11 protein-coding genes are annotated in these 12003 nt (G+C 59.2%); 7 read left to right on the forward strand and 4 right to left on the reverse strand.

Annotation, left to right across the window (positions count from 1 at the left end):
- Window positions 1-21 precede the first annotated feature (21 nt).
- Window positions 22-723 (reverse strand): hypothetical protein, encoded by a 702-nt coding sequence (locus JDEN_RS06995; RefSeq protein WP_015771668.1) that lies wholly within the window; start codon window positions 721-723, stop codon window positions 22-24.
- 258 nt (window positions 724-981) lie between these two features.
- Window positions 982-2040 (reverse strand): cell division protein ZapE, encoded by a 1059-nt coding sequence (gene zapE, locus JDEN_RS07000; RefSeq protein WP_015771669.1) that lies wholly within the window; start codon window positions 2038-2040, stop codon window positions 982-984.
- A 72-nt stretch (window positions 2041-2112) separates the two neighbouring features.
- Between zapE and JDEN_RS07005 the strand changes: the two genes are divergently transcribed.
- Window positions 2113-2916 carry a dihydrofolate reductase family protein gene (locus JDEN_RS07005; RefSeq protein ID WP_143713263.1) on the forward strand — a complete coding sequence of 268 codons (804 nt, stop codon included), beginning with the start codon at window positions 2113-2115 and terminating at the stop codon, window positions 2914-2916.
- Window positions 2917-2978: 62 nt separating this feature from the next.
- Here JDEN_RS07005 and JDEN_RS07010 read toward each other — a convergent pair whose 3' ends face one another.
- The gene (locus JDEN_RS07010) at window positions 2979-4220 is read right to left on the reverse strand and encodes a carboxylate--amine ligase (protein ID WP_015771671.1); all 1242 of its coding nucleotides are present in this window, start codon (window positions 4218-4220) and stop codon (window positions 2979-2981) included.
- A 124-nt stretch (window positions 4221-4344) separates the two neighbouring features.
- Here JDEN_RS07010 and JDEN_RS07015 point away from each other — a divergent pair, with 124 nt between their 5' ends.
- The 6 genes from JDEN_RS07015 (at window position 4345) to JDEN_RS07040 (ending at window position 10973) form a co-directional block, all read left to right on the forward strand.
- Window positions 4345-4917, forward strand: a complete 573-nt coding sequence (locus JDEN_RS07015) for a DUF3000 domain-containing protein (RefSeq protein ID WP_015771672.1) — start codon at window positions 4345-4347, stop codon at window positions 4915-4917.
- 21 nt (window positions 4918-4938) lie between these two features.
- On the forward strand, window positions 4939-6159 hold the full coding sequence (locus tag JDEN_RS07020) for an HRDC domain-containing protein (RefSeq protein WP_015771673.1): 1221 nt from the start codon (window positions 4939-4941) through the stop codon (window positions 6157-6159).
- A 10-nt stretch (window positions 6160-6169) separates the two neighbouring features.
- Window positions 6170-7165 carry a lipid II:glycine glycyltransferase FemX gene (locus JDEN_RS07025; RefSeq protein ID WP_015771674.1) on the forward strand — a complete coding sequence of 332 codons (996 nt, stop codon included), beginning with the start codon at window positions 6170-6172 and terminating at the stop codon, window positions 7163-7165.
- A 203-nt stretch (window positions 7166-7368) separates the two neighbouring features.
- On the forward strand, window positions 7369-8592 hold the full coding sequence (locus tag JDEN_RS07030; protein WP_015771675.1) for a thiolase family protein: 1224 nt from the start codon (window positions 7369-7371) through the stop codon (window positions 8590-8592).
- On the forward strand, window positions 8589-10673 hold the full coding sequence (locus tag JDEN_RS07035) for a 3-hydroxyacyl-CoA dehydrogenase NAD-binding domain-containing protein (protein WP_015771676.1): 2085 nt from the start codon (window positions 8589-8591) through the stop codon (window positions 10671-10673). Before JDEN_RS07030 ends, JDEN_RS07035 begins: the two co-directional genes overlap by 4 nt.
- Before the next feature lie 84 nt (window positions 10674-10757).
- A complete protein-coding gene (locus tag JDEN_RS07040; protein ID WP_015771677.1) occupies window positions 10758-10973 on the forward strand; it encodes a PLDc N-terminal domain-containing protein in 216 nt (71 codons plus the stop codon).
- A gap of 81 nt (window positions 10974-11054) precedes the next feature.
- Here JDEN_RS07040 and pflA read toward each other — a convergent pair whose 3' ends face one another.
- Window positions 11055-11987, reverse strand: coding sequence for a pyruvate formate-lyase-activating protein (gene pflA / locus JDEN_RS07045; protein WP_015771678.1), 933 nt, complete (start codon window positions 11985-11987; stop codon window positions 11055-11057).
- Window positions 11988-12003 lie beyond the last annotated feature (16 nt).

Genomic DNA, 12003 nt, shown 5'->3' on the forward strand with positions numbered 1-12003 from the left:
TTCCGGGTGGGGGCGTCAGCGTTACTGGCCGAGCAAGCCCGCGATCGGGACGGTGGCGAGATATCCGGCGACGTTGACCGCGATCGGGACAGCGACGTCCGATGCCATCTTCCGGTACCACCTCTTGTTCTCGCCCTTGGTCTGATCGGCGGCTGCAAACAGCGCCATCTTCAGCCGCTGCAGGCACACGGCGAGGTCGACGCTTCCAGTGACCTCGAACTCGGATACCGCGCGGCGCGCTTCCTCAACCAAGTTGAACACGTATGCGCGTACGTCGTCCGGCAGGTTCTCGTCTCCCGCCAGGCGTTCCTCGATCGAGGTGAAGACGGGAAGGAGGTCGGAAGTATCGAGGTCGCGCAGACGGGGCAGATTGGTGTCGAGCAGTACCGCGAGGTGTTCCAGCGAGTCCATCGCGTGCTCAGTGAAGGTGTGACGGTTGGGGTGGTCGGCCTGCCAGCCGTGCGGGTAGGCAAGGATGATGCGCGCCCATATCGACACCATCTTGCGGTAACTGTCGACAGGCGTAACCTTCTCGAGCCGGTCGAGGTGGAACTCGACCTCGTGGAGTGCGACCATCGCGCGGATGTGGTCAGAGACGCCGTCATCCTCAGCGACCTTCCGCCGCTGCGCGTGCTTGATCTTCTGGTTTCCGTTTCCGGTCTGAGCAGGCGCAGACTCCCAGATCTTGAACTGCGCCAGCAATACCGCCGCCGGATTCGCCATGCAAATGCCCCCTCGTCGTTGTGCACGCTGTTGTGCACACTGCTCACCACTTGATCATACTGCCTAGCACGGACATGACGAAGGTGCCGGTAGATCACGCACAAAACGCGACCTACCGGCACCCGACGGCACCAGACCGAATGGCCCTGCGCTATTTCACACGGAAGAGGTCACTGGTTCGAACCCAGTATCGCCCACAGTTGACGGGGACAAGACGTAAGGTCTTGTCCCCGTTTTTGTTGTGTTGAGATGGCGTGGTTATTCGTTGGTGTGGTTGGTGCTGGTGCGCTCGAGGGCGGTGTGGGCGAGGGATCCGAGCCGGGAGAGAGCTCGGAAGTATTTTTTGCGGTATCCGCCGGTGAGCATGGTGGGGGTGAATAGGTCGGTGAGTCCGTGTCCACCGAGGAGGACGGGGATGTCGTGGTCATAGAGTCGGTCGACGAGGACAACAAAGCGTAGCGCTGCGGCTTGGTCGGTGAGGGTGTGGACGTTATCGAGGACGACGAGGTCGATTCCGTCGAGTAGCGCCCCGTAGGCGGATGGGTGGACACGGGTGAGGTGGTCAAGGACATCGGTGAACTGGTCGTGGGTGATCACTTGGGTGGGGGCGTGTGCGGTGATGCGTGCGGTGAGGTCTTCGGGGGTGAGTCCGGGAAGGGTTGTGACTGTGGCACGGTTGCGGTAGTCGTGTCCGTCGATGCGTACCACAGTGAAGCGGTTGGCGAGGGCTTGGATTTCGCGCATGAAGTCTTCTGCAGCGAAGCGGCCTTCCCCTAAGGATTCGGGCAGTGTGTTGGAGGTCGCGGCAAGGGCGACGCCGTGGTCGGCAAGTTCGCGCAGGAGTCGGGACATGAGGACGGTGTCGCCGGGGTCATCGAGTTCAAATTCGTCGATGCAGATGAGTGTTTTGGTGGCGAGTTGGGTGACAGTGTTGGCGAATCCGAGTGCGCCAACGAGGTTGGTGTATTCGACGAAGGTGCCAAAGGCTGTGGCGTGGGGGCCCACGTGGTGGGCTAGGGCCGCGAGGAGGTGGGTTTTTCCGACTCCGAATCCGCCGTCGAGGTAGAGGGCGGGTGGTGGTGTTCTGGCGAGTCGTTGGCGGAGGGTTTTTTTGGTGGTGAGTTGTGTTGCGGTGTGTGACAGCGTTGTCAGGGCGTGGTGTTGGCTGGGGTGGTGTGGGTCGGGTTTGTAGGTGTCAAAGGATGCAGTAGCGAAGTGGCGGGGTGGTGTGAGGTCGCGGATGAGACGATCCGGTGGGGTGTGGGGGGTGCGGGTCGTCAGGTGGTGGACGGCGGTGTCGGTGAGGTGGGACGTCACACTGTGAGATTGTAGTTTTTATTCGTTGTGGTTTCGGTGTGTGTGAGGGATACCACGGGTGATGGTGTCTTGGTGACGAGGTGGAAGGGTGTGGGGTTGATGGTGGTGTGGCGTGAGGTTTTTCCTGGTCACAGTGGTGAGGTGACGGGTGATGTCGCCTTGAGTGTGTTGGAACACCGGTATGTGTGGCCGCAGGACAGTGTGTGGGTGCGCGCCAATATGGTGTCGTCGATTGATGGTGCAATTGCTGGGGTTGATGGGTTGTCAGGCTCGCTGAATAACGAGGCTGATGGTGAGGTGTTTGCTGCGTTACGTGGGTTGTGTGACGTGGTGGTGGTTGCGGGTGGCACAGTACGCACGGAGGGGTATGAGGGGATTGAGGTTCCCGCACAGTGGTGTGGTGTGCGTTCTCGATTGGGTTTACCTGAACATATTCAGCTTGTGGTGGTGTCGGGTTCGGGTCGGTTACCTGAGGCGGTGTTGTCCCCGGGTGTGGGAGTTCCCCCTCTTGTGGCGACAACGGTGGTCGGCGCAAGGCGGCTTGCTGGTCGCATTGACGAGCGGCAACTGATGGTGTGTGCCGGTGAGAGGGTGGATGTGTCATGGGTGGTGGACCAGTTGGTGGTGCGCGGGATGGGGCGGGTGCTGATGGAGGGGGGTCCATCGTTACTCGCACAGGCGTTTTCGGCGGGTGTTGTTGATGAGCTCGCGCTGACAACTGTTGGGGTGCTGTCGCCGGGGGCTCACCGTACGATCACTGATGACGGTTCAGATGGTGGTGTTCATCCGCTGGTGGGTGCACAGTTGGTGCACCAGTTGGTGGCGACAGATCCGATGACTGTGGCGGCGTTGTGGCGGGTTATCCGCGAGCGTTGAGTATGGGTGTGGCAACGCCCCCCGGTCGGGTGGGAGCGGGGGGCGTTGGGTTGGGTGTGGGTTTAGAACCCGGAGGCGGTGGGTTTGGGGTAGTACTGGCGGTATTTGCGCCAGAAGTTTGCGGTCATTGCTTCGATGGCGAGTGCACGTTTGGGTGATTTGTCTGCGCTGTAGCGCAGTGGGTGCACTGTTTTACCGTCGCGGATGAGGGTTCGTACTTGGCCGTTGAGCGCATCGTCAAGGATGTAACGCATGAGGAGGCGGTGTGGGACAACGGAGTAGAGCACGGGTGTGGCTGCGGTGTGGCGGGTGTCGTCTTTGGTGATGTAGTCGTCCACGATGGCGCGGGCGGTGGATGCTCCACCGGCGGTGACGTAGTAGTTGTTACGGCCGATGCGGGGGTTGGCTTCGAAGAAGACGTACCGGTGGTGGGTGGTGTCCCATTTGATGTCGAAGTTCGCGAACCCGTGGTAGTTGATGTCGTTGAGGAAGGCGATGGCTTGGTCGATGACCTCTGGGTAGTGTTCGACCATGATGGCTGCGGGGATTCCCAATGTGCCGGGCGTGTGTTCTTCGAGGAGGACTCGCCCTGTGGCGGCGAGGGTGACGTGTCCTCGGGTGTTGCGGTAAGCGGTGAGGGACCTCATTTGGGTTTCGTCGCCGGTGATGAACTCTTGGATGAGGAAGGTGCCTTGGTAGCGGGCGGTGACGAGTGCGCCAAGGAGGGTGGCGAGTTCTTCTTCGCTGTTGATGTGGTGGATTTTTTTCTTGCCGGGGAAGTTGATGTAGAAGTATTCGGCTGATGATGCGGGTTTGGCGACGAGGGGGTATTTCAAGGTTGCGGCGGCGTTTTTTACGACGGCGGGGATTTGCGCTTGGGTGAGGTCGGAAAGGTCGACTGCGATTTCTGCGGGTGTGGGGATGGATAGGCGGTGGCAGATTGTGGCGAACGCGTGTTTGTCGCCGACGAGGTCGAAGTTTTCTTGGGAGGGGTGGGGGATGATGTAGTGCTTGGCGAGTTCGTTGCGGTGGTCCAGGATCGCTTTGACGTACCAGTCGGCGTTGGTGAGCAGGATGAGGGTGCGTCCAGGGTGTTCGTGGGCGATGGTGATCAGGGTCTGTGCGAGGGTTGCTGGGTCGTTGATGCCCTCGTTGACAACATTGGTGATGAATGATGAGTGACCGATGGCCCGGGTGGGGTTGGTGGAAAGGACAACGGCGTCGCACCCGTATTGGGTGTGGAAATCGCGCAGTAGCGCGTAAATTCCGATGTCTCCTCCGATGGCAACTGGCAGCAGGTTCATCCTTGTCCTTCGTTTAGCATCCCGTTCGCGTCACCACGGTGTTCCGTGGGCGTTGGTCGACCCAATGTGGGGGTTACTCGCGAGTCGCACCGTCCAGCGTACCAACGCTGGCTAGGCTGGTTGTATGCCTGAGCAGCAATCTGATGCCCCGACCGAGTTCACCTCGGCGCTTGCTGCACTGCGCTCGTTGACGATTCCTCCACAACTTGCGTTGCGTGAGATCCCCGCACGTGGGTCGGTTGCCCCGTTTTCTGCTGCTTTGTCTGGGGAGGTGCATCGGTCTCGTCAACGCCCAGAGATCCTGGCGCATGGGAATTTATCTGTGTTGTACTCCCCATCGGCGCCCGAACAGTGGCAGTCCCGGTTTCGCATTGCGGCTATTGCACGTGCTGATATTGATCAGGACATGGCCAAGGACCCATTTTTGCAGCATGTGGCCCGCGCGTGGATTAAAGAGTCCTTGGATAGCGCCCAGGCGCATTACCTCGCGATGCGCGGAACAGTGACAATCGTCACCTCCGAAACGTTTGATGATGATCTCACTGGTGAGCTCGACACAACCTTGGAGATCCGCGCTTCCTGGTCGCCTCAACCTGTCACTGGACAGGCGGTAGACTGGCACCTTGAGCGTCACGTTGAGTCGTGGGTGAACCTCCTGTTCGCCACCTCAGGGGCGCCCATGCTCTTTGTTCATTAAACGTTCCTGATCGAAGTGGTCATGTCACACCAAGCAACGCACCCCACCATCCCTGTGCTCACGCACCCCCAAGATGGTCCCGCAGACCTGGTGAACACCACAGTGAGCTACCAGGCGGCCCTGCGACGTCTAGACCGCGGTCATGGCCCTTTCGCCGTCGATGCAGAACGTGCCTCCGGGTACCGGTATGGAGACCGCAACTACCTCATTCAAGTGCGCCGCGAAGGCGCGGGGACTTTCCTCATTGACCCCACAGCTGTTGACGATTTCAGTGAACTCAACGCTGTCATGGCCGCCGACACCTGGATTTTCCACGCGGCTATCCAAGACCTTGGCCCACTACGAGACCAGGGGCTGACCCCTGGCACCATTTTTGACACCGAAGTTGCTGCACGCTTATTGGGTCTTGACCGTGTCAACCTCGCCGCGGTGACCGCCCACTTCCTGGGGGTCACGTTGGAAAAACAACACTCCCACCAGGACTGGTCCACTCGCCCGCTACCCTCGTCATGGCTCACCTACGCAGCCCTTGACGTGGAGCTTCTTGGTGATTTAGCGATCAGTGAGACAGACGCACTCACCGAAACTCGCAAACTGAGGTGGGCTCACGAAGAGTTTGCCTACATCCAAGCACAACGCGCCATTCACCGCCCTGACCCCTGGCGGCGCACCTCGGGGATCCAACGTGTCACCGACCGCCGCAGGCTCGCAGTTGTCCAACATTTGTGGAACGAACGCGAAAAAATCGCACGTTCGAAAGACCTGGCCCCTTCACGCATCCTGTCAGACCGGGGCATCATCGAAGCAGCAATCACATTGCCTCGCACAGTAGGGGCGCTCCTGGCTATCCATGAATTTGGTGGTGCTGCCAACCGGCGTCGATCCCACCAATGGCAACGCGCCATCAACCACGCCCTGACACTGCCCTCCTCCGAACTGCCCCCACGGCGCCTGCCCGCCCCACCAAAACTACCCCCACACAAAATTTGGGAAGAGAAGAACCCGCTCGCAGCCACCCGGCTCACCGCAGCACGCGAGTTCCTCGATGAACTCGCCGCCACACACCACCTACCCGTGGAAAACATCATCCAACCTAAAGTGGTGCGCCAACTGCTGTGGGACGCAACCACCACTCCCATTGACGTTCCCGCCTACCTGACGAACAACCAGGTACGCCCATGGCAGCAAGAGCTCGTCGCGCAGACACTCACCATGATCATTGACACCATCACAACACCCTGAGGACGCGTTCATGTACACAGTGACCCCCATCAGTGACCACACCACCTGGGACACACTCGTTGACTTACTCGCCGGTCACCCACTACAGAAATGGGGATGGGGGCAACTCAAATCCGCCCACAACTGGTCAGCAACCCGGCTCCTTGTCACCAACGCCGCCGGTGACCGAGTTGCCGGCGCACAGGTGCTGCACCGTCACCTTCCCTTCCCATTTCAGTCCGTGTCCCACATGCCCCGTGGACCGTTTTTTTCCACCGCACTCACCTCAACCGAACGCACTGACGTCACCACAGCACTGACAACCTGGCTCAAAGAACACACCGGCGGTGTTGGGGTCACCATTGAACCTGACCTTGACGCAACTGAGCCCCTCACACCTGCCGGGGCAGTTGCCTCCCCCAACCCCATCCTTTACCCCACCACCCTCATCCTCGATCTCACCCAACCTGCGGATGACATCCTTGCCGGCGCTTCAAAAACCACACGCTATGACATCCGCAAGGGCGCGAAAAACAACCTCGACATTAGGCGTGTGGTTACCGACTCCGAAGTGGACGCCGTGCTTGCCACCTACCGCGCAAACGCCGAACGCGTAGGATTCGCCATCCACTCAGACGAGTACTACCGTGACGTCCACCGCCTCCTAGGGGAAGACTCCTTCATCGCAGCGTGCTTCGCCGACGGTGAGGTTGTGTCTTTCGTGTGGCTCGCCAAATCGGCAACAACATGGTTTGAGCTCTATGCTTCAGCCACCGATCAAGGGCGCAAACTACGCGCCAATGCACCGGTGAAATGGTTCGCTATCGAACAAGCCCACACTCAAGGAGCCACCCGCTACGACATGAACGGTCTGCTCAACGACGGTATCTCCGACTTCAAACGCAGCTTCGCCAAACACGAGAACACCCTCCACCCCTCCATCGATGTCCCGTTCTCCTCGCTGTACACCGCGTGGAACAAAGCCCTTCCGACTGCGAAAAAGGTGCTGCGTAAAATCCGGGGTTAATGACCCCACCCGGTGACAGATGCTCCACATCACACCCGTGGTGAACGCCCAATAGTGGCGTCCACCACGGGTTTTTTGCTGGGGACACGAGTGCCCACACACCGCGCGTTTTACTGATACTCAAAGTATCGTGTACTTTGTATGACACAGGTCACCCGCGGCCTGCTTGGACAATGTCGTCCCCACACCAGGAGCAGCACCTCATGGCTCACACGCCCGCACCCACCACAGATGTCGTCTTCGTTGACGGGGTCCGCACCCCATTTGGCAAAGCACGCCCCGACGGACTGTACGCACACACTCGCGCTGACGACCTCGCCGTCAAACTCATCCGCGACCTCCTGCGCAGACACCCCACCCTCGACCCAGCCCTCATCGAGGACGTCGCCATCGCAGCAACCACCCAACAAGGCGACCAAGGCCTCACCCTAGGCAGAACCGCCGCACTCCTTGCCGGACTCCCCCACACCGTCCCCGGCTACGCAATCGACCGCATGTGCGCCGGCGCGCTCACCGCAGTCACAACAACCGCATCAGCCATCAAAGCCGGCTTTATTGACCTTGCCATCGCAGGTGGAGTCGAACACATGGGCCGCCACCCCATGGGATTCGACGCCGACCCGAACCCCCGATTCCTCAGCGAAAAAATCGTGTCCCCACAAGCCCTCAACATGGGACACACTGCAGAAAACCTCCACGACCGATTCCCCCACCTCACCAAAGAACGCAGCGACGCCTACGCCGTGAACTCCCAACACAAATACCACCACGCGTGGCAAAACAACCACATCCACACCTCACTCACCCCCATCGCAACCCGCGACCCAGATCGCGGGTGGGCGCTCGCAGACCGCGATGAACTGCCGCGCCCCACCACAACGATGGACGCAATCGCGAATCTGCCCACCCCCTTTAGGCCCGCCGGTCACGTCACAGCAGCAAACGCTTCCCCCCTCACCGACGGCGCCACCATGGCGCTACTAGCCGGCGCCAACACCGCCGCCGCCCTCGAACTCCCCGCGACGATGCGTCTAGTCACCTACGCATTCGCGGGCGTGGAACCCGACATTATGGGATACGGTCCAGTCCCCGCCACCCACAAAGCATTAACCAAAGCAGGACTCACCATTGATGATATTGACGTCATCGAAATCAACGAAGCCTTCGCCGTCCAAGTCCTTGCTTTCCTCGACCACTTCCACATCGAGGACAACGACACCCGTGTCAACCCCTACGGAGGGGCCATCGCCATGGGCCACCCACTTGCCGCATCAGGGGTCCGCCTCATGAACCAACTCTCCCACTACTTCACCACCCACCCCACCGCCCGCTACGGAATGACCACCATGTGCATCGGACTTGGCATGGGCGCCACCGTCATCTGGGAAAACCTCACCACCTCAACACCTCAGGGAGCACACGCATGAACGAGGTCATCACCTACGCACACACCCGCGACATCAACCTTCCCGGCAACGCCGGAACACTAGCCCTCATCACTCTCGACAACGGCAAAGACCACACAAAACCCACCACATTAGGCGTACAAGGAATGCGCAACATCCACGACGCCGTTAACACTGCACGCACACGCGCATCCAACGGTGAGATCGTTGCGGTGGCAATCACCGGCAAACCCTACGTCTTCGCCGCCGGAGCAGACCTCAAAGGCGTCAGTTTAGTGGCAACCCATGACGAAGCCCGCGCACTGGGGACCAACGGTCACAACACCTTGCGAATCCTGGGAGAAATGACCGTCCCCACCTTCGCATTCATTAACGGTGCAGCTCTGGGAGGCGGGCTGGAAGTTGCACTGAACTGCACGCACCGCACACTATCCACCGACGTCAACGCACTCGCCCTTCCCGAAACAGGGCTTGGCCTCATTCCCGGATGGGGAGGCACCTATCTGCTCCCACGTCTAGTTGGCATCGAACACGCCATATCCATCATCATTGACCACCCCGCACGCAATCGGCGGCTACGGGCCAAGGAAGCACACACGCTCGGCCTTGTTGATGTGCTTCTTGAACCCGCCGACTTCCTCGAACAATCACTTGCTTGGGCGGCACAAGTCATCACCGGGGACATCACTGTGTCTCGCCGGCCGCTCGACAATGACGAGCAATGGGCTGCTGCACTCTCACGTGGTTTTGCCCAGCTTGACGCGACCGTCAACCACGCACGACCAGCGCCCTATCGAGCGCTAGAACTCCTCGCGCTTGGGCCTCACATCAGCCGTGATGAGGGGTTCACAGCAGAAGATGACGCACTGGCTGACCTCATCATGACCGACGAATTCCGGGCATCAATATACGCGTTCCACGCAGTCAACGCAGCCAAACGTCCCAAAGGAGCTCCTGACTCAGCCCACGCAGTTCCCCTTACTGGGGTAGGAATTGTGGGAGCTGGCCTCATGGCCGCACAAATCGCCGTGACCATCGCCCAGCGAGTTGATGCCCCCATCATCATGCGCGACCTTGATGAGGAGAAAGTCGCCCATGGCATGGAACACGTTCATTCCACACTGGACAAGCTCGTCCAACAAGGTCGACTCAGCGAACAGCGCGCCCGCACAATCGGCCAACGGGTCACCGGTACAACAGACATCACCCAGTTCACATCGTGTTCCCTCATTATCGAAGCAGTCACCGAGATCATGTCAGTGAAGAAGCAGGTATTTGCCGAGCTCGAACACATTGTTTCCCCACAGACGATCTTTGCCACCAACACCTCTGCTCTTTCTATCACCCAGATGTCTGCGCACCTCAAGCACCCAGAACGAGTGGTAGGAATCCACTTCTTTAACCCGGTTGCCAAAATGCCACTGGTCGAAGTGATCTCGACCCCCACCACCTCCAAAGAAGCTCTGGCCACAGCTTTTGCTCTCGTGAAGGATCTACGCAAAACCGCGATCCTTGCCCATGATCGTCCAGGTTTCATAGTGAACCGGCTCTTGGTTTTGCTCATGGGGACCGTCATCAAGGCAGTGGAACAGGGCACCGATCTTCACGTTGCAGATCAGGCGTTGACTCCGTTGGGACTCCCCATGCCTCCCTTCGCGCTATTCGACCTTGTTGGTCCAGCAGTTGGCTTGCATGTCCTGACCTCATTACGTGAAGAACTTGGTGACCGGTTTGCACGCTCACCTGGTTTGGAACGTATCGTTGCTGATGGCACCAGGGTTGTTGATAATGACCCCAGCCGTCTTGGCCCACCACACGTGTCGGATCGTCTCACAACCTATTTTGGTGGCGGCGACCATCCCCGTCACGAACAAGAAGTCCTTGACCTCGTCTTGACCGCACTGACCAAAGAAATCGGCATGATGCTCGATGAGGGCGTTGCCCAAGATGCTACCGACATTGATGTCGCCATGATCCTGGGCGCCGGTTGGCCATTCGCGTTGGGTGGAATTACCCCCTACCTTGACCGCACGGGCTACACAGAACGATACCTCGGGCGGCGATTGCACGAACCTGGGGTAGCTTCCGTGCCAAGTTCGTGAAGGCCGCCAAAAACCAGTGCCCCTGCCCCCGTTGCGGAGTAACCTCACAGGTGACGTATTTGACCAGGCGAAAGGGCCGCATTCATGCCATCGCTTTCCTTTCTTGTGTTTGGCATTATGCTCCCCCTTGTGGGGCTGGGCCTGTGGGCGTGGGCGCTGTATGACCTCGTACGCACACCAATTGACAAGCTCTCCACCAAAGTGGTCTGGTTCATCATTGTGGTCGTGGGCAACATGGTGGGGTCGGTTGTGTGGTTGATCTGGGGGCGCCGAGACCCCCGCAGTATTGAACGGTTATAGCCCCATCACACATGACCGGAGGGGCCAGTTCTTTGCGAACTGGCCCCTCCGGTCATGTGTCCGACACCGTTTGAATGGGATTTAGTACACGGTGAGACCGCGAGCACGGAACTGGTCGCGAACCCGCTCGATGTCCTCTTTGCTCGGCGGTTGGGTGTCTTCAAGCTCATAAGTCATACCGAGGTTTGCCCATTTGTCGCGACCCATTTGGTGGAAGGGAAGAACCTCAACTCGGCTCACAGTTGCCCAGTTCGCCACGTGGTCGGCGACTTTTTCCACGTTCTCCCATGAGTCGGTCAGCCCAGGGACGAGAACGAATCGGATCCAGATTTCTTTTCCAGCATCTGCCAGACGTTGACCAAAGTCCAGGGTGGGTTGCAAGGCCCGCCCGGTCACCTTTTTGTAGGTGTCTTCGTCGCCAGCTTTCACGTCAAGCAAGACGAGGTCAATGTCATCAAGCATCTCATCAGTGCACGCTGCTCCTAAGAACCCCGAGGTGTCAATCGTGGTGTGGATTCCCATTTCGTGGGTTTGGTGCAAAATGTTTGCTGCGAAGGCTGGTTGCATGAGCACTTCGCCACCTGACAGTGTCAATCCACCGCCAGTTACTTCGAAGATCCCTTTGTACCTGGCGATGCGCTTAACGATTTCGTCAGCGGTGACTGCTTCCCCGTCCTTCATTTTCATTGTGTCGGGGTTGTGGCAGTACAGGCAGCGTAGGGGGCAACCAGCAAGGAAGAGCGTCATCCGGGTTCCTGGGCCGTCGACTGCGGTGACCAGTTCCCAGGAGTGCACTGAACCAAGAAGGCCCGCACGCATTTGTTCAAACCGTTCGTGACGGTCGACGTCTGCTGTACCAAGCCCGTTGATACCAGCAGCCAGTTGGCGGCCCACGGCAGCTTTACCGGGCACAGCCAGGCCGTCTTTGTCGATGTCAACATCAGAGGTGATGGTGTGCGTTCCAGCACGACCGTCGCTGATGACGTTGCAAGGGTGGGTGGGTGCGTTCGCCATGATGCCCTCCGTAGCG

The organism is Jonesia denitrificans DSM 20603, assembly GCF_000024065.1.
Classification (GTDB): domain Bacteria; phylum Actinomycetota; class Actinomycetes; order Actinomycetales; family Cellulomonadaceae; genus Jonesia; species Jonesia denitrificans.

Excerpts from the sequence above, each read along its gene's own strand:
- JDEN_RS06995 (WP_015771668.1), bottom strand. The coding sequence starts at position 723 with ATGGCGAATCCGGCGGCGGTATTGCTGGCGCAGTTCAAGATCTGGGAG.
- JDEN_RS07010 (WP_015771671.1), bottom strand. The coding sequence starts at position 4,220 with ATGAACCTGCTGCCAGTTGCCATCGGAGGAGACATCGGAATTTACGCG.
- JDEN_RS07015 (WP_015771672.1), top strand. The coding sequence starts at position 4,345 with ATGCCTGAGCAGCAATCTGATGCCCCGACCGAGTTCACCTCGGCGCTT.
- JDEN_RS07020 (WP_015771673.1), top strand. The coding sequence starts at position 4,939 with ATGTCACACCAAGCAACGCACCCCACCATCCCTGTGCTCACGCACCCC.
- JDEN_RS07025 (WP_015771674.1), top strand. The coding sequence starts at position 6,170 with ATGTACACAGTGACCCCCATCAGTGACCACACCACCTGGGACACACTC.
- JDEN_RS07030 (WP_015771675.1), top strand. The coding sequence starts at position 7,369 with ATGGCTCACACGCCCGCACCCACCACAGATGTCGTCTTCGTTGACGGG.
- JDEN_RS07035 (WP_015771676.1), top strand. The coding sequence starts at position 8,589 with ATGAACGAGGTCATCACCTACGCACACACCCGCGACATCAACCTTCCC.
- JDEN_RS07040 (WP_015771677.1), top strand. The coding sequence starts at position 10,758 with ATGCCATCGCTTTCCTTTCTTGTGTTTGGCATTATGCTCCCCCTTGTG.
- pflA (WP_015771678.1), bottom strand. The coding sequence starts at position 11,987 with ATGGCGAACGCACCCACCCACCCTTGCAACGTCATCAGCGACGGTCGT.